This window comes from Micromonospora sp. NPDC049274 (assembly GCF_040678875.1).
Lineage (GTDB): Bacteria > Actinomycetota > Actinomycetes > Mycobacteriales > Micromonosporaceae > Micromonospora.
In genome coordinates this window covers 43,221-68,783 of sequence record NZ_JBFAQS010000006.1, presented here as the reverse complement: position 1 = coordinate 68,783, position 25,563 = coordinate 43,221, and the positions used below count along the sequence as shown (strand labels likewise).

At 74.4% G+C, this 25,563-nt stretch carries 23 protein-coding genes and 1 pseudogene; 13 read left to right on the top strand and 11 right to left on the bottom strand.

Annotated features, from left to right (window positions below; all coding sequences use genetic code 11):
* The first annotated feature begins 69 nt into the window (after positions 1-69).
* On the top strand, positions 70-459 hold the full coding sequence (locus AB0K10_RS13390; RefSeq protein ID WP_363683056.1) for an Rv2175c family DNA-binding protein: 390 nt from the start codon (positions 70-72) through the stop codon (positions 457-459).
* A gap of 231 nt (positions 460-690) precedes the next feature.
* Here the strand turns inward: AB0K10_RS13390 and AB0K10_RS13385 are convergent, their stop codons facing one another.
* Complete coding sequence (locus tag AB0K10_RS13385) at positions 691-1,773, bottom strand: polyprenyl synthetase family protein (protein WP_363683054.1); 1,083 nt, start codon at positions 1,771-1,773, stop codon at positions 691-693.
* A 9-nt stretch (positions 1,774-1,782) separates the two neighbouring features.
* On the bottom strand, positions 1,783-2,184 hold the full coding sequence (locus AB0K10_RS13380) for a helix-turn-helix domain-containing protein (protein WP_363683052.1): 402 nt from the start codon (positions 2,182-2,184) through the stop codon (positions 1,783-1,785).
* Positions 2,185-2,399: 215 nt separating this feature from the next.
* Between AB0K10_RS13380 and metF the strand changes: the two genes are divergently transcribed.
* Entirely contained in the window at positions 2,400-3,317 is a 918-nt protein-coding gene (gene metF / locus AB0K10_RS13375) for a methylenetetrahydrofolate reductase [NAD(P)H] (protein WP_363683050.1), read from the top strand.
* 22 nt (positions 3,318-3,339) lie between these two features.
* Positions 3,340-4,053 carry a CDP-alcohol phosphatidyltransferase family protein gene (locus AB0K10_RS13370; RefSeq protein ID WP_363683048.1) on the top strand — a complete coding sequence of 238 codons (714 nt, stop codon included), beginning with the start codon at positions 3,340-3,342 and terminating at the stop codon, positions 4,051-4,053.
* A 14-nt stretch (positions 4,054-4,067) separates the two neighbouring features.
* Here AB0K10_RS13370 and crtI read toward each other — a convergent pair whose 3' ends face one another.
* Genes crtI through AB0K10_RS13340 form a run of 6 tightly spaced genes read right to left on the bottom strand, consistent with a single transcriptional unit; the run spans position 4,068 to position 9,077 of the window.
* Complete coding sequence (gene crtI / locus AB0K10_RS13365) at positions 4,068-5,555, bottom strand: phytoene desaturase family protein (protein ID WP_363683046.1); 1,488 nt, start codon at positions 5,553-5,555, stop codon at positions 4,068-4,070.
* 10 nt (positions 5,556-5,565) lie between these two features.
* On the bottom strand, positions 5,566-6,693 hold the full coding sequence (locus AB0K10_RS13360; protein ID WP_363683044.1) for a glycosyltransferase family 2 protein: 1,128 nt from the start codon (positions 6,691-6,693) through the stop codon (positions 5,566-5,568).
* Positions 6,690-7,598, bottom strand: coding sequence for a carotenoid biosynthesis protein (locus AB0K10_RS13355; protein ID WP_363683042.1), 909 nt, complete (start codon positions 7,596-7,598; stop codon positions 6,690-6,692). Before AB0K10_RS13355 ends, AB0K10_RS13360 begins: the two co-directional genes overlap by 4 nt.
* Positions 7,595-8,146 (bottom strand): GNAT family N-acetyltransferase, encoded by a 552-nt coding sequence (locus AB0K10_RS13350; protein ID WP_363683040.1) that lies wholly within the window; start codon positions 8,144-8,146, stop codon positions 7,595-7,597. The genes AB0K10_RS13355 and AB0K10_RS13350 overlap by 4 nt, the downstream gene beginning before the upstream one ends.
* Positions 8,143-8,880: a monooxygenase gene (locus AB0K10_RS13345; protein ID WP_363683038.1), complete on the bottom strand. Its 738-nt coding sequence runs from the start codon at positions 8,878-8,880 to the stop codon at positions 8,143-8,145. The genes AB0K10_RS13350 and AB0K10_RS13345 overlap by 4 nt, the downstream gene beginning before the upstream one ends.
* Positions 8,877-9,077 carry a hypothetical protein gene (locus AB0K10_RS13340; protein ID WP_363683036.1) on the bottom strand — a complete coding sequence of 67 codons (201 nt, stop codon included), beginning with the start codon at positions 9,075-9,077 and terminating at the stop codon, positions 8,877-8,879. Before AB0K10_RS13340 ends, AB0K10_RS13345 begins: the two co-directional genes overlap by 4 nt.
* A gap of 454 nt (positions 9,078-9,531) precedes the next feature.
* Between AB0K10_RS13340 and AB0K10_RS13335 the strand changes: the two genes are divergently transcribed.
* The 10 genes from AB0K10_RS13335 to AB0K10_RS13290 all read left to right on the top strand — a co-directional run bounded on the left by AB0K10_RS13335 (position 9,532) and on the right by AB0K10_RS13290 (position 20,140).
* Entirely contained in the window at positions 9,532-9,981 is a 450-nt protein-coding gene (locus AB0K10_RS13335) for an SAV_6107 family HEPN domain-containing protein (protein WP_007463070.1), read from the top strand.
* A gap of 100 nt (positions 9,982-10,081) precedes the next feature.
* Positions 10,082-10,807, top strand: a complete 726-nt coding sequence (locus AB0K10_RS13330; protein ID WP_363683034.1) for a hypothetical protein — start codon at positions 10,082-10,084, stop codon at positions 10,805-10,807.
* Entirely contained in the window at positions 10,804-12,543 is a 1,740-nt protein-coding gene (locus AB0K10_RS13325; protein WP_363683032.1) for a DNA polymerase Y family protein, read from the top strand. Before AB0K10_RS13330 ends, AB0K10_RS13325 begins: the two co-directional genes overlap by 4 nt.
* A complete protein-coding gene (locus AB0K10_RS13320) occupies positions 12,536-12,670 on the top strand; it encodes a hypothetical protein (RefSeq protein WP_363683030.1) in 135 nt (44 codons plus the stop codon). Before AB0K10_RS13325 ends, AB0K10_RS13320 begins: the two co-directional genes overlap by 8 nt.
* Positions 12,667-16,050, top strand: coding sequence for an error-prone DNA polymerase (locus tag AB0K10_RS13315; RefSeq protein WP_363683028.1), 3,384 nt, complete (start codon positions 12,667-12,669; stop codon positions 16,048-16,050). The genes AB0K10_RS13320 and AB0K10_RS13315 overlap by 4 nt, the downstream gene beginning before the upstream one ends.
* A gap of 93 nt (positions 16,051-16,143) precedes the next feature.
* A complete protein-coding gene (locus AB0K10_RS13310) occupies positions 16,144-16,323 on the top strand; it encodes a hypothetical protein (protein WP_363683648.1) in 180 nt (59 codons plus the stop codon).
* Positions 16,320-17,090: a methyltransferase domain-containing protein gene (locus tag AB0K10_RS13305; protein WP_363683611.1), complete on the top strand. Its 771-nt coding sequence runs from the start codon at positions 16,320-16,322 to the stop codon at positions 17,088-17,090. Before AB0K10_RS13310 ends, AB0K10_RS13305 begins: the two co-directional genes overlap by 4 nt.
* On the top strand, positions 17,087-18,256 hold the full coding sequence (locus AB0K10_RS13300; protein ID WP_363683026.1) for a nucleotide pyrophosphatase/phosphodiesterase family protein: 1,170 nt from the start codon (positions 17,087-17,089) through the stop codon (positions 18,254-18,256). The genes AB0K10_RS13305 and AB0K10_RS13300 overlap by 4 nt, the downstream gene beginning before the upstream one ends.
* Positions 18,257-18,365: 109 nt before the next feature.
* Complete coding sequence (locus tag AB0K10_RS13295; protein WP_363683024.1) at positions 18,366-19,625, top strand: DNA polymerase IV; 1,260 nt, start codon at positions 18,366-18,368, stop codon at positions 19,623-19,625.
* A gap of 116 nt (positions 19,626-19,741) precedes the next feature.
* A complete protein-coding gene (locus tag AB0K10_RS13290) occupies positions 19,742-20,140 on the top strand; it encodes a DUF3040 domain-containing protein (RefSeq protein ID WP_358102513.1) in 399 nt (132 codons plus the stop codon).
* Positions 20,141-20,427: 287 nt separating this feature from the next.
* On the opposite strand, the pseudogene AB0K10_RS13285 reads toward AB0K10_RS13290, so the two are convergent.
* The 3 genes and pseudogenes from AB0K10_RS13285 to AB0K10_RS13275 form a co-directional block, all read right to left on the bottom strand.
* Positions 20,428-22,903, bottom strand: a pseudogene (locus AB0K10_RS13285) (DUF3488 and transglutaminase-like domain-containing protein).
* Positions 22,904-22,919: 16 nt separating this feature from the next.
* Positions 22,920-24,218: a DUF58 domain-containing protein gene (locus AB0K10_RS13280; protein WP_363683022.1), complete on the bottom strand. Its 1,299-nt coding sequence runs from the start codon at positions 24,216-24,218 to the stop codon at positions 22,920-22,922.
* Between the two features lies 1 nt (position 24,219).
* Positions 24,220-25,272, bottom strand: a complete 1,053-nt coding sequence (locus AB0K10_RS13275; RefSeq protein WP_363683020.1) for a MoxR family ATPase — start codon at positions 25,270-25,272, stop codon at positions 24,220-24,222.
* Positions 25,273-25,563: the final 291 nt, after the last annotated feature.

Sequence of the window (25,563 nt, the reverse complement as noted above, 5' to 3'; positions counted from 1 at the left end):
CTGTGGGCTCGGACCGGTCGTACGGGGTGCCGGTGGCCCTCGGCGGCGACGGCGTGGCAGGGTGATCGGGTGACCGAATCCGTACCCGACCAGGCCGTACCCGGCCCCGAGCTCGCCGGCCCCACCGACCCGGCGGGCTGGCTCGCCCTGCCCGACGTCGCCGAGCGACTCGACGTGTCGATCAGCAAGGTGCACCAGATGATCCGCGACCGGGAGCTGTTGGCGGTCCGCCGCGACGGCATCCGCCGGATACCCGCGGAGCTGGTGGCCAACGATGTCGTTCTCAAGCACCTGCCCGGCGTGCTCAACCTGCTCGCCGACAACGGCTACGACGACGAGGCGGCGCTGCGCTGGCTCTACGAGCCGGACGACACGCTCCCCGGCAACACCCCCGCCGCCGCCCTCTCCGGCGACCAGGCCCGCGAGGTCAAACGCCGAGCCCAAGCCCTGGGCTTCTAACCCCGCCCACCCACCACCCACCCACCCACCCACCCCCGGCCCGTTCCCGGCCTCCCCGGGCCGTTCCCCGCGTTGATCATGAAGTTATTGCCACGACACGCCGAGGCGAGCGCAATAACTTCATGATCGACGCGGGCGCGGGCGGGGGCGGGGCGCAGGGCGGGGGCGGGGCGGGGGCGCGGGGCGGGGGTGGGGAGCGGGGTGGGGTGGGGGTGGGGGTGGGGAGCGGGGTCAGTCGGCTCGGCGGGTTGCGGCTATGGCCAGGTCTACCAGGGCCTGGCGGGCCTCGGTGTCCAGGTCGACGGCGGTCAACGCGGCCAGCGCGGAGTCGGTGAGCGTGACGATGCGCTGCTCGGTGCGGGCCAGTGCCCCACTCGCGTCGATCAGCTCGCGGAGCTGGCCTACGCCCTGCTCGTCCAGGTTCGGGTCGCCGAGGCGACCGAGCAGCAGTTCCCGGCCCGCGTCGTCGGTCGCCTCCACGGCCGCCGCCACCAGATAGGTGCGCTTGCCCTCGCGCAGGTCGTCCCCGGCCGGCTTGCCGGTCTGCGCCGGATCGCCGAAGACCCCCAGCACATCGTCGCGGAGCTGGAACGCCTCGCCCAGCGGCAATCCGTACGCCGAATAGGTCGTCCGGACGTCCTCCCCGGCGTCGGCAAGCGCGGCGCCGAGCAGCAGCGGACGTTCGACTGTGTACTTCGCCGACTTGTACCGGGCGACCTTGCTGGCCCGTTCCACGGACGTGTCCCCGGTGACCTGGGTCAGCACGTCGAGGTACTGCCCGACGGTGACCTCGGTGCGCATCTCGTCGAAGACCGGCCGGGCCCGGGCCACCGCCCGCAGGTCCAGGCCGGCGGAGTGCAGCAGTTCGTCGGACCACACCAGGCAGAGGTCGCCGAGGAGGATCGCGGCGGCGTCGCCGAACCCGTCCGGGTCGCCGCCCCAGCCGGCCGCCCGGTGTCGGGTGGCGAACCGCCGGTGCACCGCCGGCTCGCCGCGCCGGGTGTCGGAACGATCCATCAGGTCGTCGTGGATCAGGGCGCTGGCCTGCACGAACTCCAGCGCCGCGAGGGCGGTGAGAACCTGGTCGTCGTCCACCCCGCCGGCGCCCCGGAACCCCCAGTACGCGAAGGCCGGGCGTAGACGCTTGCCGCCACCGAGCACGAAGGCTTCGATCGCCTCCGCCACCGGGACGAGGGCCTCGTCCACCCGGGTCAACCGGGTCCGCTGGCCGGCCAGGAACTCGGTGAGCGCCTTGTCGACCCGCTCCCGCAGGCCGGCACGGTCGACGGGAGACACGGGAGCAGCGTGGGTCACGCCACGACGCTAGCGGGTCGCCCTGGATCGCGCTCCACCGCCACGCGCAGTCCCGCCGGGACGCCCGCCGGCGTAACCCGGACCGGCCCGGCCAGCCGGCCGCGCACCCGCCACCCCGCGCCGGCCCGGCCCGGCGGCTGTCGTCCGGCGGGTTCGGCGGGTGCGCGCGGCCGCCTCGGCCAGCACCACCACCGGTACGTCCAGCACGACGGCGAGCCAACCGAGCCAGAACCCGCCGGGCACGCGCCGCTGCCGTTCCCACCGGGACACCTCGTGGCGGCTCAACGTCGGCACGCCCGCGGCGGCGCACAACTCGGCGGCGGTGCGCCGCTGGCTCCAACCCCGGGCCCGCCGATGCCGGACCAGGAGCGGCCCGAGCGGGGTGCGGGTCGGCGGTGGGGGCGAGGTCATGGGTCCTCCCGGCGGGACGTCGGCGCGGTGACACCCACCCGTCCGAGGGGACGGGACCGGTGCACCTCTCGGCTGCGATGACCCCCGCGCCGGACCCCCGGGCCGGCCCCCACCGCCCCTCCCGCGCCCCTCCTTCCTACCCCCGGGGTACGACGGTCTTCCCCGCCGGTGGGAAGCGTCTGGGTGTCGATGGCGTCGCCAGCTAGAGTCGGGTCGTGGCGCTCGGTCTTCCCTCGGTACTCCCCAATCCGCAGCCGGCGATCGGGGAGCTCATCCGTGACCGCCAGCCGACCTTCTCGTTCGAGTTCTTCCCGCCCAAGACCGAGGCGGGGGAGCGGCTGCTCTGGCAGGCGATCCGTGAGCTGGAGTCGCTGCGCCCGTCGTTCGTGTCGATCACCTACGGCGCGGGCGGTTCGACCAGGGACACCACAGTCGCGGTGACCGAGCGGATCGCCACCGACACCACCCTGCTGCCGATGGCGCACCTGACCGCTGTCAACCACTCCGTGGCCGAGCTGCGACACGTGATCGGCCGCCTCGCCGGGGTCGGGGTGCGCAACGTGCTGGCCGTACGCGGTGACCCGCCGGGCAACCCGGGCGGCGAGTGGGTCCGGCATCCCGAGGGCGTCGACTACGCCGAGGACCTGGTCCGGCTGGTGCGCGACTCCGGTGACTTCAGCGTCGGCGTGGCGGCCTTCCCGTACAAGCACCCCCGCTCGCCCGACGTGGCAAGCGACACCGCGCAGTTCGTCAGCAAGTGCCGGGCCGGCGCCGAGTTCGCGATCACGCAGATGTTCTTCGAGGCCGACGACTACCTGCGCCTGCGCGACCGGGTGGCCGCCGCCGGCTGCGACACCCCCATCCTGGCCGGGGTGATGCCGGTGACCCAGATCGGCACCATCGAGCGGTCCGTGCAGCTGTCCGGGGCGCCCTTCCCGTCGGCGCTGGCGGAGCGCTTCGAGCGGGTGGCCGACGACCCGGAGGCGGTGCGCCGGCTCGGCATCGAGCAGGCCAGCGACATGTGCCGTCGACTGCTGGACGAGGGCGTTCCGGGAATCCACTTCATCACCCTCAACCGGTCCACCGCCACGCGGGAGGTCTGGCAGAACCTCAAGGCCGGCGCGCGGGTGTGAAAGCGGAAGTCTGCGACACCTGATGCCCGGCACTACGGTTGATCCTCAGGTGGGCACACAGCTGAACTGGGACCAGTACGCCACGGCGTGGGCGCGGTTGCACGGCGGGTTCGACCCGCGGGTCGCCGCGCCGGTGGTGCGCGCCTGGCTGCGGTTCGCGTACCACGTCGGGTATGTGCTGGGTCGGCTGCGGGTCGGCCCCACCCCGGTCACCGTGGTGGGGGTGCTGCTCTGCTTCTGCGTACCGTTGCTGGCGACCCGGCCCGGCGACGGCCCGTTCCTCGGCGCGCTGTTCGTGCTGCTCGCCGCGGTGGCCGACAGCGTGGACGGTGCGGTGGCGGTCGCCACCGGCCGCACCACGCGGCTCGGCTACGTCTACGACTCGCTGGCCGACCGGCTCGGCGAGGTGGCGTGGCTGCTGGCGTTCTGGCTGGTCGGCGCGCCGGGCGCGCTTGTCGTGGCGGGCGGCGCGCTGTCCTGGCTGCACGAGTACGTCCGGGCCCGCGCCGTCTCCGCCGGGATGCGCGACATCGGCGCGGTGACCGTCGGCGAACGACCCACCCGGGTCTCGGTCGCGCTGGCGGGCCTGGTGGTCGCCGGACTGGCCGGTCTGATCGAGCCGGACCTGGCCGCCGGCACCATCACCATGGCGACGGCGGTGTGGGTGCTGCTGGCCGGCTTCGGGCTGGGGCAGTTGCTCTCCACCGTCCGCCGCGCCCTGCTCGACGCCGGCTGAGCTGAGCGGGCGGCCTACCAGGCGGGGCCGATCTCGTCGGCGACGATCTGCGCGGAGAGGGTCACCATGGGCAGGCCGCCGCCGGGGTGGCTGGAGCCGCCCACCAGCCACAACCCGTGCGCCGGACCCCGGTTGGCCGGGCGGAGCAGCCCACCGGCGGTGCCGTAGATCGTGCCGCCCGGCGCACCGGTCGCCGCGTCCAGGTCGGCCGGGGTCCGCACCTCGCGGAACAGCAACCGGTCCCGCACGTCGACGCCGCGCTCGGCCAGGACGTCCAGGATCCGGTCGGCGTACGCGTCGGCCAGCCCCGGGCGTCGCCAGTCGACCGCGCCACCGGCGGTGCCCTGCCGGGCGGCGTTGACAAGCACGAACCACGCCTCGTGCCCGGCCGGGCGGACCATCGGGTCGTCGGCCACGGTGACGAAGACCGTCGGGTCGGTCGCCGGCCGGGCACGTACGCCCCGCCCCGGGTCGCCGAAGACCGCGTCGAACTCCGCGTCGTAGTCACGCGGGAAGAAGACGTTGTGGTGCGCCAGGCCGGTGTCGCCGGAGACGCCGAGCAGCAGCACGAAACCGGCGAGGCTGCGGTCGGTCAACGTGGCCAGCCGGCGCGCGTGTGGCAGCAGGTCACGGTAGACGGTGAGCGCGTCGACGTTTGCCACCACCACGTCGGCGGGCACCGGCGCGGTGACGCCGGCGAGGCGTACCCCGTGCACCCGCCCGCCCGCCGCGTCGATCCGGGTCACCGCGGTGCCGGTCTGCACGACCACGCCGAGGTCCAGGCAGCGGGTCAGCAGCGCGTCGGCGAGCGTGCCCAGCCCGCCACGCAGGTACCACCCGCCGTAGGTCAGCTCGGCGTAGGGGACCGCGACCAGCGCCGCCGGCGCCCGGCGCGGGTCGGCGCCGGTGTAGGTGGCGTACCGGTCCAGCAGCATCCGTAGCCGCGGGTCGGACAGGTGCCGGCGGCCCAGGCCGCGCAGGGTGCGGCCCGGGGCGATGGCGGCCAGGTCGCCGACGCGCCAGGCCAGCGACGCGAGGTCGCGGGGGGAGTCGACGGTACGGCGCAGGATGTCCCGTTCGGAGGCCCGCCACACCCGTTCGGCGCGGTGCCACAGTCGCTGCCAGTCGGCCGCCGCCCGGTCGCCGAGGGCGGCTCCGATCCGGGTGGCGAACTCCACCGGGTCGGCGCACGAATCCAGGGAAGGGCCACCACCGGGAAAGACGTGCCGGACGATCGGGTCCAGCGGCGTCAGGTCCAGGTACTCGTCGAGCTTCGCCCCGGTCGCCTCGAACAGGTCGTGGAAGACCTCGGGCAGGGTGAGCAGGCTCGGCCCGGTGTCGAAGTGGAACGCCCCGGCCGGGGTGTGGTGCGCGTACCTGCCGAGCTTGCCTCCGACCGTGTCGGCGGCCTCGAAGACGGTCACCTGGTGCCCGGTTGCGGCCAGCCGGGCGGCGGTGGCGAGGCCACCCACCCCGGCGCCGACGACCACGATCCGCGCCATGCCGCGCCTCCTAGCTGACCGGGCGGCCCCGCCAGGTCAGGCGGCGTCGCTTTCGCAGATGGTACGACCGCAGCGTCAACCAACCGAGGACCACGACCGACACGGGGTGTGCGAGCGCGTCGGGCCACCACCGGCCGCCTGTCGCGCGGGCCGTGAGCACCCGTCCGGCCACCCCGAGCAGGTAGCCCGCCAGCCCCACGACGGCTACCTGCGCCGAGCCGGCCACGAGGCCGACCAGCGCGACCAGCGGCGGGGCGGTGTAGAGCAGGAGCAGCAGCGTCACCACGGCGGCCGCCGCGCCGGGGTGCCCGAACGACGCCCAGAGCGACTTCGAGTACCCGTCGCGCAGTTGCGGCCAGTCGTCGTACATCCGGCAGGTGGCCAGCCGGGAGCCGTCGGCCAGGGCGATCCGCCCGCCGGCGCGCTTGAGCGCCCGGGCCAGCTCGACGTCCTCCAGGATCTTGTCGGCGACGGCGGCGTGACCGCCGGCGGCGGTGTAGCCGGCCCGGTCCACCACCAGGAACTGCCCGCCCGCCGCGGCCAGCGACGGCCGCCGCGAGCGCTCCATCGCCCGCAGCGGCAGGAAGGTCAACCACAACCACTGCAACAGCGGCTGTACGAGCCGGTCGGCAGCCGTCGCCACCACGATCCGGGGGTACGGCGACAGCAGCGTCACGCGGGCGGCGCGCAGCTCGGTGACGGCGGCGGCCACGGCGTGCGGGGCGAGCACCACGTCGGCGTCGACGAAGACCAGCGCGGTGGCCGACGGGTCGGCCCGGGTGGCCAACTGCCAGCAGGCGTGCGGCTTGCCCAGCCAGCCCGGCGGCGGGGCGACCCCGCTGAGCAGGGTGACCCGCGGGTCGTCGCCGACGACCGCGCGGACCACGTCGGCGGTGCCGTCGGTGGAACCGTCATCGAGGACCACGATGCGCAGCGCCGGCACGCCACGCTGGGCGAGCAGGGCGCGGAGGCAGGGCGTGAGGCGGGTGGCCTCGTCGCGCAGCGGCAGCAGGACGGCCACCGGCTCGTCGACCTCGTCGGGCCGGTCGGTGGGTCGGCGCAGCCATCCGGCGGCGTTGACCCAGGTGTGCCCGGTCAGCGCGGCGACGGCGAGCAGCAGGGCGACCAGGACGATCATCGGGTCGCGTCGACGCCGGGACGGTGCGGTTGGTGGTCGTCCCGGCGCGCGTGGTGGGGCCGGCGGGCGCGCAGCAGGGTCACCGCCAACGGCACGGCGGTGACCGCCATGCCGGCCGCGCCCCAGAGCGCCGACGCGGGCAGGTCCAGGAAGACCGCGTGGGCCAGGATGCTGGAGAAGTACGTCCACAGGTACAGCGCGATCATCGGATGGTCCCGCCGATCGGTGTGCTCGGCTGCCGGCCCGGCCAGCGGGCGCAGCGCGCTCATCAGCAGCACCGCGAAGAGCAGCCAACCCAGGTAGTTGCTGACCGGGATGCCGGCCAGGCCGGGCAGCGCCGGGGTGGCGTCCCGCCAGACCCAGTAGCCCTCGGCGACCATCTGCGGGTCGAGGAAGAGATCCCAGGCGGCCAACCCCACCGCGGCCAACACGATCCTGCCCACCCACCGGCCGACTGTCGTGCCGCCGCCGGCTGGCGTGCCGTTCCCGGTCGACGTGCCGCTGCCGACTGGCGTGCCGCTGCCGTTCGGTGTGCCGCTGCCGCCGGTTAGGCGGACCGCGGCCAGCCACGCCGGCCAGGCCATCCAGGTCCACGCCAGCGGGATGATCAACGGCACACCGGCCAGCTTGGGGCCCAGCTCACCCGAGTAGTCGTAGCTGCCGAACGGCACACCGGTGGCCACCCCGATCGCCTCGATCGCGAACCCGCCGCCGGTGGCCACCGCGACCAGCGCCGCCGCGACCCGGGGCCCGCGACTGAGCAGCGCGTGACCGACCGAGAGCAGCCAGCCGAGCACGACAGTGGCCACGGTCAGCCCGGCCCGGGTGGCGCCGGTGGTCAGCGGGTAGCAGATCTGGGCGAGCACCAGGACGGCCAGCAGCGTCCAGGAGATCCGCCGGGTCATGACGCGGACGGCTCAAGCGGCAGATCTCGACCGAGCACGCCGAAGGGCCGTTCGTCACCGGGGAAGTGGAAGTCGCGCAGCACGTCGACGAAGCCGAACCGCCGGTACAGCCGCCAGGCCCGCGAGGTCTGCTCCTCGGCCTCCGGGGTGGACAGCAGCGTGGTGTCGCCCTCGGCCATCGTGAGCAGCGCCCGCAACTGCCCGGCGCCCAGCCCGTGCCCCTGCGCTGGCGGGCGGACGTGCAGCTCGACCACCTCGAAGCAATGGGTGAGCCAACGCTTGCGGGTCGGGCCGTCCAGCGCCCGGTACACCTGGTCGTGCCACCACTGGCCCGGACCGCCCAGATAGCCGTACCCGAAGCCGGCGAGGCGACCCTCGCTGGTCAGGCTGGCCACGGCCCGGAACCCGGGCCGGCGGACGTGGGTGGCGATGTAGCCGCGCCGGGCCTCCAGCAGGTCGGTGCGGTATCCCATCGCCTCGCCGTAGACGGCCACCACGTCGTCCAGCCGTCGGACGAGATCGTCCGGCGTCCAGCGCACCAACCTCATGCCCGTCCACCCTTCACTGTCGCCTGGTCGTCGTCGGCGACCCACCCGAGGACCGTCCGGTCGCCGGCCACGTCGCGTACCTCGAACCGGGCGAACAGCTCCTCGGCGTACCAGCCCGCGGTGGGGGTTCGCATGATCGCCGCCCGATGCTCCGGGTGACGGTACGCGAACGCCACCAGGTCCGTCGGGTCACGCCACACGCTCACCGTGCCCTGCCAACCCAGCGGGGCCTCACCGACGCCGAACCGGGCCAGCAATCCGGGCGCGTCGCGCAGGGCGGCGGCCACCGGCGGGATCGCCCGCCAGAAGGTGGCCGCCCGGCGGGCTCGCAACCGGGCCCGGGTCAGCGCCAGCACCGGGCCGCTGACCCGGCCGCCCGGCGGCTCGCCGAACGGCCGCTGGCCGGACCACTCGCCCCGGCTGCTCAGCGGACGCAGGTCGACCCGGGCCTGGGCGTGGGCGATCCGCGCCCAGGCGCGTCCGACCGGCGAGTCGTCGAAGCCGGCCGCCGCGGCGGGGGAGTCCCAGACGGTAAGCGCCGCCCACCGGGTCAGGTCGGCGTCGCCCGGCCCGAAGCCGGTGCCGGTCCCCGTGCCCAGCAGCTTGCCGAACCGGACGCCCGGCAGGGCCCGCAGCCGACGCGGGTCCACCGCCATCCGGGTCAGCGCCCGGGGCAGCGCGCCGCGGGAGGTCCGCCACACGTGCAGGGTGACCAGCTCCGGTACGGCGTTCACGCCACCTCGGCCGGGGTGCCGGCGGTGACGCGCAGCAGTTCGGCGTAGGTGGTCGGGAAGACCGCCCGCGGTACGCCGCCCGCGGTGTGCACCGCGTCGGGCAGCAGGCGGACCGTGCTGGGCTGGCCGGCGCCGTCGCGCGCCCCGGCTCCGTCGAGTGCGTCCTGCACCGCCCGTACGTTCGGGTGTGGCTGCATGGGGGCATTCTTCCCGGTCTGCCGTGCGTCGTTTCACCCCGGTGTCCATCGACGGCGAGCCACGGCGCGTCACACGTTGCATTTTCGTCGGAGGGGAGGTGTACTGTCAGCAGCAGTTAGAACGAGTGTTCGATTGCCTCGAACGCCCGTTCCAACCAGCCGGAGCGCGGTGTTTCGCGGCGCCAGCTCCGGGCGGTGTGGCTTCGCGGGCCGCACCTGGGTTTCCGGGCAGTCGCGAGCCCGGTCCCATCAGGCAGGAGCGTCGCTCGCCGCCCACGACCCCCGGGCGGCGGGCGACGAACCCGCCGGTACGCCGGCCGGGTGTGGTGTGGGGAAGCATCCACACCCGGCCGGCCGCCCCCGGTGCGTCTTCCTCCGCACCACCCGACCTCGGCGTCTCGTCGGCGGCACCACTGCCCCGGCCGACGCCCCGGCCACGTGGAGGAGACAGTCCATGCCGACCAACCCGGCTCAGGCACCGACGGTGCCGGCGCACGTGCTGCCGCACCGCACCCCTGCCCAGCTCCTCACCCTGGCCCGCCGTGGGCTGGTCGAGGCCGGCCAGACCCGACCAGACGGCCTGCGCTACGCGGCCGCCCACCTGGCGGCGCTGCGCGCGGCGGCCGCCCTGCTCGCCGCCCGGGCCCGACCCGCCCCGAGCCGGCGTAACCGGATCACCAGCGTCTGGGTCCTGCTCTGCGCCGTCGCTCCCGAGCTCGACGAGTGGTCCCGGTTCTTCGCCGCCGGGGCCAGCAAACGAGCCGCCGCCGAAGCAGGCATCCCCCGGGTGGTCAGCGCCCGGGAGGCCGACGATCTGCTCCGCGCCGCCGAACAGTTCGTCACGGTGGTGGAGACCGCGCTCGGCGTGGCGCACCAACCGGCCCTGGACGGCCTCGCCGCGTGAGCCCACCGTGACGCCGACCGCCTGGAAGGGAAGCCGGGCGGGCGGCGTCACGGTGCGTCGGTCCTGATCTGTTCCACAGCAACGACGGGGGGTTGGTCCCATGGCGGGCCGCATGGTGGTCGGTTCCGCCGCACTGGCCGATCTGGTACGTCCGGCGAGCGCACCCGATCCGGTCGGCGGCCACCGGGTGCTGCCGGTCGCGCCCGAGCTGACCGGCCTGCTGCCCAACCGGGGCCTGCGCCGGGGCAGCACGATCGCGGTCGCCGCCGGTCAGCCCCGACGCAGTGGCGGCACCTCGCTGGTGCTGGCCCTGCTGGCCGAGGCGTCCCGAGCCGGTTCGTGGTGCGCCGTGGTCGGCGTGCCGACGTTCGGCGCGGGTGCGGCAGCCGAGCTGGGCATCGCCCTGGACCGGCTGGCTCTGGTGCCGAATCCCGGCCCCGAGTGGGCCACAGTGGTCGCCGCGCTGATCGACGGGGTGGACGTCGTGGTCACCGCCGTACCCGCCGCGGTCTCCGCCTCGGTCGCCACCCGGTTGGCCGCGCGGGCCCGGCAGCGCGGCAGCGTGCTCGTTCCGTACGGCAGGTGGGACGGCGCGGACGTGACGTTGCAGGTGGTCCGTGGTGTCTGGGAAGGGCTCGGCCAGGGCCGGGGACGGCTGCGTCGCCGGGAGGTCACCGTCTCGGCGCGCGGGCGCGGAGCAGCCGCCCGACCCAAGGAGATCAAGGTCTGGCTCCCCGGCGCCGAACTCACGCGGGTCATTCCCCGGACGGTGCGGTCGACAGTGAGCCGTCCGTCCGTGCCGCTCGCCCTGGTCGGCTCGGGGTGACCGGCGCGCCGATCCGGACCCTGCTGTTGTGGTGCCCGGACTGGCCGGTGCTCGCCGCCGAGATCGTCGACGGAGTGCCGGCCACCGAAGCTGTCGCCGTGCTGCACGCCAACCGGGTGGTCGCCTGCTCCGAGCGGGCACGCGCCGAGGGCGTACGCCGAGGGCTGCGCAAGCGGGAGGCGCAGGGGCGTTGTCCACAGCTCACCGTCATCGAGTACGACCCGGGCCGGGACGCCCGAGCGTTCGAGCCGGTGGTCGCCGCGCTGGAGGAACTGGTCGCCGGCGTCGAGGTGGTCCGGCCGGGCGCCTGTGCGGTTGCCGCCCGAGGCCCGAGTCGTTACCTCGGCGGTGAGGAGGCGGCCGCCGAACGGCTCATCGAGCACGTCGCCCAGTCCTGTCTGGTGGAGAGCCAGGTGGGCATCGCCGACGGGGTGTTCGCCGCGGGGTTGGCCGCCCGCGCCGGCCGGGTGGTGGCGCCGGGCGGAACACCGGCGTTCCTGGCCGGGATGCCGGTCGAGGCGCTCGGCCGGTCCGCACTTGCCGATCTGCTGCGCCGGCTGGGGGTGCGGACCCTCGGCGACTTCGCCGCGCTCCCGGCCGGCGACGTGCTGGCCCGATTCGGGTTCGACGGTGCGCTGGCCCATCGGCTGGCCGCCGGCCGGGATCACCGCCCGCTCGCCGTCCGGCAGCCGCCGACCGACCTGACGGTGACCTCCACGTACGACGAGCCGATCGACCGGGTCGACGCTGCGGCGTTCGCCGCCCGCGCGTTGGCCGAGCAGTTGCACGACCGGCTCGCCGGGCACGGGCTGGCCTGTACCCGGCTCGGCATCGAGGCGGTCACCGAGCACGGCCAGGAGCTGCACCGCGTGTGGCGGCACGACGGCCTGCTCACCGCCGCCGCGATCGCCGACCGGGTGCGCTGGCAGCTCGACGGCTGGCTCTCCGGCAGCAACGGTCGCGCCGGTGCCCGACCGGCCCGGCCGACGGCCGGCATCATCCGGCTGCGGCTGATCCCGGACGGGGTGCTCGCCCAGGCCGGCCTGCAGACCGGCCTCTGGGGGGAGACGGGTGAGGAGCGGGAGCGGGCGCACCGGGCATTGAGTCGGGTGCAGGGCATCCTCGGCCCGGAAGCGGTGGTCACGGCGGTGCTCGGCGGCGGGCGTTCCCCGGCCGACCAGGTGCGCCTGGTGCCGTGGGGCGACGAGCGCCTCCCCGCCCGGCCCGGCCCCCCGGCCGTTGCCGGCGCCGATCCGGCCACCGGCGGTGGCCGTGCCGGCAGTGACCGTGCTGGCGGTGGCCGTGCCGGCAGTGACCGTGCTGGCGGTGGCCGTGCCGGCAGTGACCGTGCCGGCAGTGGCCGTGCTGGCGGTGCCGGTCGGCTCGCTGACCACGGTGGGGGCGGAGTTCCGCCGTGGCCGGGCCGGTTGCCGCCGCCCGCGCCCGCCGTGGTGCTGCCCAGCCCGCTCGCCGCGACCGTGCACGACGCTGCCGGCGAGCCGGTGGTGATCAGCGCGCGGTTGGCGGTGAGCGCTGTTCCCGCTCGGCTGGTGGTCGGCACCGGCCGACCGGCGGAGATCGTGGGCTGGGCCGGGCCGTGGCCGGTGGACGAGCGCTGGTGGGCCCCCGCCGAGGCGCGGCGGCGGGCCCGGTTCCAGGTCAGCCTCGCCGACGGCACCGCTCTGCTGCTCGCCGTCGAGGCCGGGCAGTGGCTGGTGGAGGCGATCTATGACTGAGCACAGGTCCCCGGGCCGTGATCGACTCGACATCCTGAAAACCGCGGTGTCCCGCCTGTGCGGACCGCCCGATTTTCAGGAGGTCGAGTCGATCAAGCTCTGGCCGGGCGAGGTGGCGGCCGGGTGAGCTTTCACAACCCGAAGATGCCCTGGTCGGAGCTGGAGCGGGTGCTCTCCGGGCGGGCCGGCGGCACCCGGACGGGTGGCGACCGGGGAAGCAGAGGCGAGCGGCACCTGCACGTGGTGGACCCGCTCGCCGTGGACGCCGACGGTGGGGACTCTCCGGCCTGGAGTCGCCGGCGCGAGCAGTACCAGCCGCCGGAGCTGGCCCGCCCCGACGGCGTGGTGCCCTACGCGGAGCTGCACGCGCACACCAACTTCAGCTTCCTCGACGGTGCCAGCCACCCGGAGGAGTTGGCCGAGGAGGCGGCCCGGTTGGGGCTCAGCGCGCTCGCCGTCACCGACCACGACGGCTTCTACGGGGTGGTCCGCTTCGCCGAGGCCGCCCGCACGCTGGGCCTGCCGACCATCTTCGGCGCGGAGCTGTCCCTCGGGCTGCCCGGTCCGCAGAACGGCGAGCCCGACCCGCACGGCGCGCACCTGCTGGTGCTCGCGCACGGTCACGAGGGGTACGCCCGGCTGGCCACCACCATCGCCCGCGCCCAGCTACGCGGTGGGGAGAAGGGCCGCCCGGTGTACGGGGAGCTGGAGGAGGTCGCCGCCGAGCTGCGCGACCACGTCCTGGTGCTGACCGGCTGCCGCAAGGGGCACGTGCCGGGGGCGCTGCTCACCGAGGGGGTGGACGCGGCGGCCCACGAACTGGACCGGCTGACCGCGCTGTTCGGCGCGGAGACGGTGGCGGTGGAGCTGACCGACCACGGTCATCCGATCGACGCCGACCGCAACGACGCGCTCGCCGAGCTGGCCGCCGCAGCCGGGCTGCCGACGGTGGCCAGCAACAACGTGCACTACGCCAGCCCTGGCCGGCGTCGGTTGGCCACCACCGTCGCCGCGGTGCGGGCCCGGCGCAGCCTCGACGAGATCGACGGCTGGCTGCCCGCGGCGGCCACCGCCCACCTGCGCAGTGGCGCGGAGATGGCGGCCCGGTTCGCCGCGTACCCGGGTGCGGTGGCCCGGGCCGCCGAGTTCGGTGCCGAGCTGGCCTTCGACCTGCAACTGGTCGCGCCGCAACTGCCGGCGTACCCGGTGCCGCCGGGGCACACCGAGATGAGCTGGCTGCGCAAGCTGACCGCCGACGGGGCGCGGGAGCGCTACGGGCCGCCGCAGGCGCACCCGACGGCGTACGCGCAGCTCGACCACGAGCTGAACATGATCGAGGAGCTGGGCTTCCCCGGCTATTTCCTGGTGGTCTACGACATCGTCAGTTTCTGCCGCGAGCAGGACATCTACTGCCAGGGTCGGGGCTCGGCGGCCAACTCGGCGGTCTGCTACGCGCTGCGGATCACCAACGTGGACGCGGTCCGGCACCGGCTGCTCTTCGAGCGGTTCCTCGCCCCGGAGCGGGACGGCCCACCGGACATCGACGTGGACATCGAGTCCGACCGTCGGGAGGAGGTGATCCAACACGTCTACACCCGCTACGGCCGGGAGCACGCCGCGCAGGTCGCCAACGTCATCTCCTACCGGCCTCGGTCGGCGGTACGGGACGTGGCCAAGGCGTTCGGCTTCTCGCCCGGTCAGCAGGACGCCTGGAGCAAGCAGATCGACAGGTGGGGGTCCGTCGCCACGGTCGACGTCGAGGGCATCCCGGAGCAGGTGGTGGAGTACGCGAACGAGTTGCAGACGTTCCCCCGGCACCTGGGCATCCACTCCGGCGGCATGGTGATCTGCGACCGACCGGTGATCGAGGTCTGCCCGGTGGAGTGGGGGCGGATGCCCGGCCGCAGCGTCCTGCAGTGGGACAAGGACGACTGCGCCGCCGTCGGCCTGGTGAAGTTCGACCTGCTCGGGCTCGGCATGCTCTCCGCGCTGCACTACGGCTACGACATGATCGGTGAGAGCCTCGACCTGGGTGACATGACCCTGGACGACCCGGAGGTCTACGACATGCTCTGCCGGGCCGACTCGGTAGGGGTGTTCCAGGTGGAGAGTCGCGCCCAGATGGCCACCCTGCCCCGGCTCAAGCCCCGCGAGTTCTACGACCTGGTGGTCGAGGTGGCGCTGATCCGTCCCGGCCCGATCCAGGGCGGCTCGGTGCACCCGTTCATCAGGCGCAAGAACGGCCAGGAGCCGGTGACCTTCGCGCACCCGCTGATGCGCAACGCGCTGGAGAAGACCCTGGGTGTGCCGCTGTTCCAGGAGCAGTTGATGCAGCTCGCCATCGACCTGGCCGGCTTCGACGCGGCCGAGGCCGACCAGCTACGCCGGGCGATGGGCGCGAAACGCTCGGTCGAGCGGATGACCCGCATCGCCGACCGGCTCTACGCCGGGATGGCCGAGCGGGGCATCACCGGCGAGCTGGCCGACGACGTCTACCGCAAGCTCACCGCGTTCGCCAGCTACGGCTTCCCGGAGAGCCACGCGATGAGCTTCGCCTACCTGGTGTACGCCAGCTCCTGGCTCAAGCGCTACCACCCGGCGCCGTTCCTGGCGGCGCTGCTCAACGCCCAGCCGATGGGCTTCTACTCCCCGCAGACCCTTGTCGACGACGCCCGCCGGCACGGGGTGGAGGTCCGTCGCCCGGACATCAATGCCAGCGGAGCTCTGGCGGTGCTGGAGTCCACCCCGGACACCCGGTGGGGCAGCGGGCCGGGGGAGCCGCCGCACGCCTGGGGGCTGGGCGGCCCGGCCGTCCGGCTGGGGCTGTCCAGCGTGCGTACCCTCGGCGCCGACGTGGCGGAGCGGATCGAGGCCGAGCGGGCGGCCGGCGGGGCGTACCGCGACATGCCTGATCTGGCCCGGCGGGTCGGTCTCACCGCCGCGCAGCTGGAGGCGCTGGCCACCGCGGACGCCTTCGCCTGTTTCGGCCTGACCCGGCGGGAGGCGCTCTGGGCGGCCGGCGCGGCGGCCCAGGACCGACCGGGCCGGCTGCCCGGCACGGTGACCGGCGCGACGGCGCCCACGCTGCCCGGCATGGAGGCGGTGGATCGGCTGGTCGCCGACGTGTGGGCCACCGGGTTGTCACCGGAGAGCCACCCGGCCCGCTTCATCAGGGGTCAGCTCGACGTGCTCGGCGCGGTGCCGATCGCCCGGCTCGGCCGGGTGGAGCCCGGCCAACGGATCCGGGTCGGCGGCATCGTCACCCACCGGCAGCGTCCGGCGACCGCGGGCGGGGTCACCTTCCTCAACCTGGAGGACGAGACCGGGATGCTCAACGTCACCTGCTCGCCGGGGCTGTGGCAGCGCTACCGGCGGGTGGCGCGGACCAGCGCCGCGCTTGTGGTCCGGGGGCGACTGCAACGGCACGAGGGGGTGACCAACCTGGTCGCCGATCGACTGGACGCGATCGACCCGCCGGTCCGTCCCGCCTCCCGTGACTTCCGCTGAGACAGTGATCCACATTACGGTTTTCGACGCCTCCGAGCGGGAGACTCGTCCTGAACGGGCAGAGCGGCCCGTGATCCGTAAGGGGGAACGACAGTGCTGAGTAACCACACGTACACCGGTGGTGGAATCGCCAACGCCCGACGGACCCGGCTGGGCGCCGGCTGGATGCCGTCACACCTCGCCGACCCCCGCGAGTACGAAGTGACGAACGGTCCGGTGGCCAACGAGCGTCGATCCCGGGCCGAGGATGCGGTCGAGGGCACCGAGTCCTGACCACTAGGCTCGACCGGGTGGAGCAGACCCGAGGCCGGTTCGCCGTGCCGCCGCTGACCCCCCGTACCGCAGTGATCTGGTCGGTGCTGCGCGCCGAGCTGGACCGGCGCGGTGACGCCGAGCTCACGGTGCTGGACGTGGGCGGCGGCACCGGCGGTTTCGCCGTTCCGCTGGCCCGCGCCGGCCACCGGGTCACAGTCGTCGACGCGAGCCCGGACGCCCTCGCGGCGCTCACCCGTCGGGCCGCCGAGGCCGGGGTCGGCGACCGGGTCGTGGCCGTCCAGGGCGACGGCGACGCCCTGGCCGGGCTTGTCGAGCCGGCCGGTGTCGACCTGGTGCTCTGCCACGCCGTCCTGGAGGTCGTCGACGACCCCACGCCGGTGGTCGCCGCGCTCGCCACCGCGCTGCGCCCCGGTGGCGCGGTGAGCGTCCTGGTCGCGGGGCGGGCCGCCGCCGTGCTGGGCCGCGCCATGAACGGCCACCTGGAGGTCGCGGCGGCGCTGGCCGCCGACCCGGCCGGCAGCGCCGGGCCGCGCGACACGCTGCGCCGCCGCTACGACGCCCCCGGCGCCGCCGGGCTGCTCACCGCCGCCGGGCTCGCGGTCGAGGAGATCCACGGGGTACGCGTGCTGGCCGATCTGCTGCCGGCCGCGGTCGCCGACGGGCAGTCCGCGGCCCTGGTCGAGCTGGAACTGGCGCTGGCGGCGCAATCGCCGTACCGGGATCTTGCCGCCCAGCTGCACCTGTTCGCCCGCCGGCCGGCATGAGCGTCGCGCCGACCGGGCCGCCGCCGCTTACCGTCCTCGGCCCGACGGACGGCGGGGACCGGCTCGCCGACGTGCTGCCCAGCGCGCTCGCCGTGCTGGGCGTGCCCAGGTCGACCGACCCGCTCGGGCTCGTGCCCGCGTTGGCCGGGGTACGCCGGATCGCCGTCCTGCTTGTCGACGGGCTCGGCTGGTACCAGGTGCCGACCGCCGCGCCGTACGCGCCGACGCTCGCCGGGCTGGCCGCGACCGTGGGTCGGCCGCTCATCGCCGGCTTCCCGTCCACGACCCCGACCAGCCTGGTGACGCTGGGCACCGGCGTCGCGCCCGGCGCGCACGGGGTGCTCGGCTTCACCGTGCGGGTGCCCGGCACCGACCGGGTGCTCACGCACACCGACTGGGCCGCCGACCCGTCGCCGCTGCGTTGGCAGCCGGTGCCCACGCAGCTCCAACGGGCCCGCGCGGCCGGGGTGGCGGTGAGCGTGGTGAGCCGGCCGGAGTTCGGCGGCAGCGGGTTGACACTGGCCGCCAACCGGGGCGGCGACTTCCGGGGCGCCGCCGGCGCCGACGAGGTGGCGGCCACCATGCTCGCCGCGCTGTCCGCCGGCCCGGGGCCGACCCTGGTCTCCGGCTACCACGCCGACCTGGACCGGCACGGGCACCTCAGTGGCGTCGACTCGGCGCCCTGGCGGGTCGCCGCCACCGAGGTGGACAGCCTGCTCGCCCGGCTCGTCGACGGGCTGCCGCCGGACGCGGCGCTGCTGGTGACCGCCGACCACGGCCAGCTCGACGTGCCGCTGACGCACCGCTTCGACCTGGACACCGATCCACGGCTGCGCGACGGGGTCCGGGTGGTCGCCGGTGAGGCCCGGGTGCGCTACCTGCACGTCGAGCCGGGCGCGGTCGACGACGTGGTGGCCGCCTGGTCGGAGGTGCTCGGCGACGCGGCCCGGGTGCGTACCCGGGCCGAGACGGTGGCCTCCGGCTGGTTCGGGCCGGTGCCCGAGGAGCACCTGGAACGGATCGGCGACGTGGTGGTGACCTGCAACGACACGTACGCCGTCATGGCCAGCCGCACCGAGCGGCCGATGGCGTCGAAGCTGGTGGCCTACCACGGGGCGGACACCGCCGCCGAGTTGACAGTGCCGCTGCTGGTCGTCCGGGGCTGAGCGACGCGCGATCCGGGCCGGGCGTGGTCCGGGCCGGTGCGGCGCTCAGCCCGCGTGGTCCGGCCGGTCGGCCGGTGGTGCTGTCGTACCCCCGGGTTAACCTGCCGGGATGGGCCGCAGCCAGTCGTTGCCCCGGGGCGACGATCCGCGCTTCGGGCCGGACGCCGACGACTCCGCCAGCCCGATCCTGCACGTCGACATGGATGCCTTCTTCGCCGCCGTCGAGGTGCGCCGCCGCCCCGAGCTGCGCGGCAAGCCGGTCATCGTCGGCGGTGTGGGGCCGCGCGGCGTGGTCAGCTCGGCCAGCTACGAGGCCCGCCGGTACGGCGTCCGCAGCGCGATGCCGACCAGTCAGGCCCGTGCCCGCTGCCCCCACGCGGTCTACCTTCCTCCGGACTTCACCGCGTACACGGCCGCGTCCCGGGCGGTCATGCAGATCTTCCGGGACGTCACTCCGCTGGTCGAGCCGCTCTCCCTCGACGAGGCGTTCCTCGACGTGACAGGTGCCCGCAGACTGTTCGGCTCCCCGGCGACCATCGCCCGGCTGATCCGCCGTCGGGTCGCCGACGAGCAGGCGCTGACCTGCTCGGTCGGGGTGGCGCCGACCAAGTTCGTGGCCAAGCTGGGCTCCACCCGGGCCAAACCCGACGGCCTGCTGGTCGTGCCTCCGGGCCAGGTCCTCGACTTCCTGCACCCGCTTCCGGTGGACGCCCTGTGGGGGGTGGGGGAGCGCGCCTCCGAGGCGCTGCGCCGGCTCGGCCTGGCCACCGTCGGCGACCTCGCCGACGCCCCGGTGGGCATGCTGCGCCGGGCGGTGGGTGCGGCGTCCGCCGCGCACCTGCACGAGCTGGCCTGGGGCCGTGACCCGCGGCGCGTCAGCCCCGAGCAGATCGACAAGTCCATCGGCGCCGAGGTCACCTTCGACGTCGACGTGGCCGACCCGGTGGAGATCCGCCGCGCCCTGCTCGCGCTCAGCGCGAAGGTCGGCGTCCGGCTGCGCGGCTCCGGCCAGGTCGGGCGCACCGTCACTCTCAAGGTACGGCTGGCCGACTTCCGCACCGTCAACCGCTCCCGCACCCTCGGCGTGCCCACCGACACGGCCCGCGAGATGTTCGACACCGTCTGGGCGCTCTACACCGCACTCGACCCTGGGGAGCGGATCCGGCTCGTCGGTGTCCGGGTGGAGGGGCTCGCCCCGGCGCAGGGCGCTCCCCGCCAACTCACCCTCGGCGCGCCGGAGCGCGGTTGGCGGGAGGCGGAAGCTGCCGCGGACGCCGCCGCTGCCCGATTCGGGCGGTCCGTCATAGGTCCGGCCAGTCTGATGGGCGACCGTGACGCCCATCGAAAGGAAAATCCGCCCCACCCGTAGGTCGTCCCGCTTTCCGACGCGCGACCCCCCTCGTAGACTTGCGGGTAAGCAGCCGGTTGGCTGCCACGGTCTGTCGGCCCGAGTGGGCCCGACCAACGTGACCGGGGAGGAGTGCCGTGCCGCTCTCGGAGCACGAGCAGCGGCTGTTCGAGCAGATCGAGCGGTCGCTTGCCGAGGACCCCAAATTCGCCTCGGCCGTGCGCGCCAGCGATCCGCGCTTCCACGCGCGGCGTCGCCTGCTCGTCGCTGCCGGCGTGATCATCGCTGGCTTGGCTCTACTGGTCTATGGCGCGGTGATCAAGACTCCACCGCTGGCGGTGGCGGGCTTCGTCGTCATGCTGGCGTCGGCCGCGTACGCGGTGCAGTCGCACCGGCGGGCGCAGTCACCCGACCTGCACGTGGTGGGTGGCACGACGAGTCGTCGTCGTCCCCGCGGCGGCCGGTCCGGTCGCCGCCGGTCGATCCTGGACCGGATGGAAGACAGGTGGCGGCAGCGCCCGGAGGGGCACCGCTGAGCCCGTCCCGCCGCTGAGGCGGGCCGTACACCGCGACGAGCGGGTCGCCGGGAATACCCCGGCGACCACCGTCGTATCCGCGCGCCCGTTGCCCTCCGCGCGCCCGTTGCCCTCCGCGCGCCCGTTGCCCTCCGCGCGCCCGTCGCCCTCCGCGCGCGATGATCCACTCCGGGTCGCCGATGTGGGGCATCCAGACGTTCGGACCCACCCGCCTCGCCGATCTGGAGTCGATCAAACCGTTCGGGGCGACGGTCGGTGACCGCCGCCCCGAAGCTGACGGGCGTCGGTCAGCGGGCCGCCCGGTCGGCAAGCATCCGCCGCGGGTTCCAGCGCAGCAGCCGATAGCGGATCCGGCCGGTCAGCGCCACCAGACGGCCGGAGGCGTCCGCCAGGGCGATCCGCCAGCGCAGCAGCACCGACGGAGGCAGCACGTTGGCGATCAGTCGTGTCCGGCGATCCGCCCGGGTGGCGAGCGCCCCCCCGGACCGCGCGGAGAGCAGGCGGCAGCGGCTCGCCGGTCAGCGGGTCCCGCGCGTACCGGGCCCGCTCCTCCGCGCGGCCGAGCAGCCGCGCCGCCCCGACCGCCGCTGTGTCATCGGCGAGAGCTTCGCGGACCAGCCGGTCCGCGGTAGCCCGGGGCGTCTCGGTCTGGTCGACCCGGACCTTGAAATCGACGAGCGTGTCCAGCAGTTCGGCCCAGGCGGCGTGCGCGTCCGCGCGGGCGCGGCTCGCGTCCGCCTCAACCACCATCACACGCCCGCCGTCGGCCGGCTGCGTGTCAGCGGGGACGGCGGTGGCCGCCGTGGCGTCCGCCCGGCCGGCCCGCCGTCGGCGCAGCGCCCGTCGACGAAGCGCCGGCACCGCCAGCAGCGCCAGCAGGGCCAACACGCCCGCCGTCCACCATGGCCAGACCGGCGGCTGCTCGGCCGGCTTCTCACCGCCGAGGGAGAGCCCGGAGTCGGTGTCGCGGTCGGCGTTGTCCGGGCCGGCCGGCCCCGCCGACGAGTCCGGACCCGTCGGGCTGTCCGTGGCGCCCGTCTCCGGGGTGGAAGGCTCGGGCGCGTCAGTGTCCGGAGCCCAGGCCGACCGGGTGGAACCGGGCACGCCGTACGCCGGGGTGGCGTCGAACGGCACCCAGCCGATCTGGTCGAAGAAGACCTCGGTCCAGGCGTGCAGGTTGAGGTTCGTCAGCGTGTACGTGTTGCCGTCGCGCTTGCTGCCATTGGTGAACCCGAACGCGACCCGGGACGGGATCCCTGCCGCACGGACCAGCCAGGCCATGGCTGCCGCGTACTGCTGGCAGTAGCCGACCTTGTTGGTCAGGAAGTTGACGATGTCCTGGCCGCTGCTGCCGCTCTCGGTGCTGAGCCGGTAGCTGAACCCGTTGTCCGCCGAGAAGTGCTGGTAGATCGCGAGCACACGGTCGTAGTCGGTGCGCTTGCCCTGGGTCAACCCCTGGACCAACTCCTCCACCTCGGGCACCGGCCCGGGGGTGGCGGTGAACTGGCGACGGACCGGGTGGTCGGCAGGCAGCGGCGCAGCGGCCCGCAGCGCCGCCGGCGTGTACGTCGAGCGGACGTAGTCGAAGGAGTACTTCCGGCCGGGGGATTTTTCCCGGTTGGAGAAGACGACCTGCCGATCGGAGTCGTAGAGCCAGTTGCCGTTGAGGTCCTTGGTGCGCACCGGCTCGGCGTACACCGGCATGAGGGACATGTTGAGGTTCTTGGTGACCTCGACGGTCGCCTGGTAGCGGGCCTGCTGCACCCCCGGGCCGGGCCGCGTCTTCGGTTCCGGCAGATCCCGGTTGGCCGGACTGCCACTGGGGCTGCGGGCCTGGAAACCACTCGGGCGCAGCTCGTCGGCCACCGCGTAGCGCAGGTAGAAGGGATCCGGCTCGGACGTGGTCACCTTGACCAGGTCGGCCACCTCGGACTGGTTGAGCTGGCCGGCGAGCGACGCGAACAGGTCGATCCGGCCGGACGAGCCGCCCGCGCCCCGGCCGGTGCCGCTGCCGTTACCCGTGCCGCCGGAGAGCGTGTCGAGCAGTCCGCCGGTCATGCCGGGCACCGCCAGCGGCAGCGCCACGGCCACCACCACGCCGACCACGGCGAGCCGACGGCCGGCGGAGGCCAACGGCGACGCCTCCCACACGTCGACGTCACGGCCGTCGCCGGTGAACCGCCTTCCGAACCGGCGGACCCGGTCGACGTTGTCGGTGACCAGCAGCCACAGGTAACCGGCGGCGCCCACCACGAACGGGACCGGGGGGACGCTGTCCACGTAGACGGCCACGGGCACCGAGTAGATCGCGAGCATCGGCAGCCCGGCCAGCGCGGGCCGCCGCAGCCCCACCGCCAGCACGTCCACCAGCACGGCCACACCGCCGACGCCGAGCACGGTGATGAACAGCAGCGGGTCCGTGTCCGGAACTTCGACGCCGTACGAGCGCATGTCCTGCATCGAGCCGGTGAGCAGGTCCGCGAAGTGCCCGATCGTGGCCGGCATGGGCAGGAAGGCCAGCAGCTCGCCGCCGCTGGGGAACAGCCAGGTCAACGCGAGCAACAGGGCGGCCAGCATGCCGAGCACCTGGCCCCACAGGGGGGCCCGGACGAGCCGCGTCAACGCGGCGACCCCGGCCACGACGGCGACCGTGATCGCGCACTGGACCAGCCACGTCCAGGTCTGGAAGATGGCCGACAGCGGCGCCGCGGCGAGCAGTGTCGCGGCGGCCGCCACCGCGCCGGTGTTCCGGCTGGCGGTCATGAGGGGAACCTTCCGTTCATCGCACGCCGCCGGCGACCGTCTCGGCCAGCGCGGCGCGCAGGGCGAAGCCCTGGGATCCTCGGCCGGCCTGCGGCCACAGCGCGGGCAGCCGGCTGCCGTGGTCGACACCGACCACCCGCCAGCCGCTGCGCACCATGGCGAGCACGGCAGCGCCGTGTGCGTGCTCCGCCTCGGCGCGGGCCTTCTCCGGGAGGCTCAGCCAGGTGGAGCTGTCCAACAGGAAACCGACGCAGGTCGCGCCGTTGCCCCGCAGCCCGGCCAGCAACTCGGCCTCGGCGACGCTCACCGTTCCGAACAGCCCGATGATCAGGCCGCCGTCGGCGCGCTGCCGGACCCGCTGCACCAGTTCGGCCAGCTCGGCCCGCTGGTCCAGCCGCACCTCGGCCAGGTGGTCCAGCAGCACACCGTCGCCGCCACCCTCGGAGGCGTCCACGTCGGCACCCGAACCGGTGACCAGACGCAGCTTGTAGCCGGCCTGCCGCAGGTGCACGGCGACGCTCGCGGCGGCGGAGACCGCCCACTCGAAACTCGCCGTCGGGCCGTCGCCCCGGTGGCCGTACGCGCGGGTGTCCAGGACGACAGTGGCCCGACTCTCCCAGGGCTGCTCCTCCCGGCGCACCATCAGCTCGCCGGTGCGCGCCGTGGACTTCCAGTGCACCCGGCGCAGGTCGTCGCCGCGGCGGTACTCCCGGGTCGCCGCGTCGTCCTCACCGTGCACGGCCACCGAACGCGCCCGGCTGTCGCCGCTGCCCGCGTACTCCCCGGGGAGCCGGACCGACGGCAGGGGGGTGACCTGCGGGATGACCGTCAGGTGGTCGGTGCTGGGAAAGGCCCGGGTGAGCTCGCAGAGACCGAACGGGTCGGTCATCCGGACCACCAGCGGGCCCACGTCGTACCGGCCCCGCACGTCGGCGCGGACCGTGTACGCCACGGAGCTGGCCTGGTGCGCGCCGAGCCGCTCCAGCACGACCCGGGGTCGGCTGCCCAGCGCGTAGGGCAGCCGGTCCTCCAGCAGCAGGGTGCCGGTGGGCAGCCGGGAGAGGTTCTGCAGGCGCAGAACCACCCGGGAGTTGGCCCCGACCGGAACCCGGTGCGGGTCCAGCGACCGGTTACAGGCCAGCTTGTAACGGCTGCGACCCACGTAGGCGGCGGCCAGCAGCGGCAGGACGGCCAGCAGCACGGCCACCCGGAGCAGGTCCTTCTCGCCCAGGATGAGGGCCGAGATCGCCGCCGCGATCGCGGCCGCCAGGAACGAGCGCCCGCGGGTGGTCAGCCCGCGCAGCCCGGCACGCACGTCACGGCCTCCGCGGCTCGTAGGGCGCGCGACCGTTTCCGGTGGCGGGCCGGGTGTCGTAGGGGTTGCGTTGCCTGTCGTGCGGCAACGGCAGTCGGTGCACCAGCTCGGAGACGATCGCGTCGGTGGTGCGTCGGGCGAGCTGCGCGTCGGCCGTCGGGATGATCCGGTGCGCGAGCACCGGCACCGCCAGGGCCTGCAGGTCGTCGGGGAGGACGTAGTCGCGGCCCTCCAGCGCGGCGACCGCCCGTGCCGTGCGCAGCAGTTGCAGGGTCGCCCGGGGGGACGCGCCCAGCCGCAGGTCGGGGGCCTCACGGGTCGCGGTGACCAGGTCGATGGCGTACTGCTTGACGGCGTCCGCGACGTGCACCTGCCGGACGGTGGCGATGAGCTGCCGGACGATGTCCGCGTCGGAGACCGCGCGCAGCTCGTTCAGCGGGTCGGTGCCGCCGTGCCCGTCCAGCATGGCCAGCTCGGCGCCGGCGTCCGGGTAACCCATCGCGATCCGGGCGGTGAACCGGTCGCGCTGCGCCTCGGGCAGCGGGTACGTCCCCTCCATCTCGATCGGGTTCTGAGTGGCGATGACCATGAACGGGGTCTGCAGCTGGTAGGTCACGCCGTCGACGGTGACCTGCCGTTCCTCCATGCACTCCAGCAACGCCGACTGGGTCTTCGGCGAGGCCCGGTTGATCTCGTCGCCGACGACCAGGTTGGCGAAGACCGCTCCGGGGCGGAACTCGAAGTCGTGGGTCTCCTGGTTGTAGACGCTGACGCCTGTGACATCGCTGGGCAGCAGGTCGGGGGTGAACTGGATCCGGCGCACCGTGCAGTCGATGGACCGTGCGAGGGCCTTGGCCAGCTTGGTCTTGCCGACGCCGGGAACGTCTTCGATGAGGAGGTGGCCCTCGGCGAGCAGGACGGCCAGGGCCAGCCGCACGGTGGCGGTCTTGCCCTCGATGACCTGCTCGATGTTGGCCACGATGGCCTCGCTGGCGGCGCGGAACTCGTCGTGCGGCAACCGGCCGCCCACCTCGTCCCAGGTCTGTTGTGTCACGGGCCTCCTCCTCGTCGCCGTCACGGCAGCTCTGTAGAGAGCACCTGGACCCGCCGTTGGGTTCGCGACGTCGAGCCTCGTATGCCGCAGGATTCTCACTGGCCTCTCAGGCTAACCATGTTTGTCGTTATCGCCGACCCCCGCAGGTAGTCCGCCGCTTACGGGCGGATATTCGCCGAGTTGGGGGATCGACCCGCTGTCACCCCACGCCCCGACGACCCGTACGGCAACGCGGTACACTGCCGGACATGGCCGGAGTCTTCCTGCTTCTTACCGGGCCGTGCTGATGCG

Bases quoted from the DNA above. Each gene is read 5' to 3' on its own strand.
- AB0K10_RS13380 (WP_363683052.1), bottom strand. From the start codon at position 2,184: ATGACCTCGCCCCCACCGCCGACCCGCACCCCGCTCGGGCCGCTCCTG.
- AB0K10_RS13370 (WP_363683048.1), top strand. From the start codon at position 3,340: ATGCCCGGCACTACGGTTGATCCTCAGGTGGGCACACAGCTGAACTGG.
- crtI (WP_363683046.1), bottom strand. From the start codon at position 5,555: ATGGCGCGGATCGTGGTCGTCGGCGCCGGGGTGGGTGGCCTCGCCACC.
- AB0K10_RS13360 (WP_363683044.1), bottom strand. From the start codon at position 6,693: ATGATCGTCCTGGTCGCCCTGCTGCTCGCCGTCGCCGCGCTGACCGGG.
- AB0K10_RS13355 (WP_363683042.1), bottom strand. From the start codon at position 7,598: ATGACCCGGCGGATCTCCTGGACGCTGCTGGCCGTCCTGGTGCTCGCC.
- AB0K10_RS13350 (WP_363683040.1), bottom strand. From the start codon at position 8,146: ATGAGGTTGGTGCGCTGGACGCCGGACGATCTCGTCCGACGGCTGGAC.
- AB0K10_RS13340 (WP_363683036.1), bottom strand. From the start codon at position 9,077: ATGCAGCCACACCCGAACGTACGGGCGGTGCAGGACGCACTCGACGGA.
- AB0K10_RS13335 (WP_007463070.1), top strand. From the start codon at position 9,532: ATGCCGACCAACCCGGCTCAGGCACCGACGGTGCCGGCGCACGTGCTG.
- AB0K10_RS13330 (WP_363683034.1), top strand. From the start codon at position 10,082: ATGGCGGGCCGCATGGTGGTCGGTTCCGCCGCACTGGCCGATCTGGTA.
- AB0K10_RS13320 (WP_363683030.1), top strand. From the start codon at position 12,536: ATGACTGAGCACAGGTCCCCGGGCCGTGATCGACTCGACATCCTGAAA.
- AB0K10_RS13300 (WP_363683026.1), top strand. From the start codon at position 17,087: ATGAGCGTCGCGCCGACCGGGCCGCCGCCGCTTACCGTCCTCGGCCCG.
- AB0K10_RS13295 (WP_363683024.1), top strand. From the start codon at position 18,366: ATGGGCCGCAGCCAGTCGTTGCCCCGGGGCGACGATCCGCGCTTCGGG.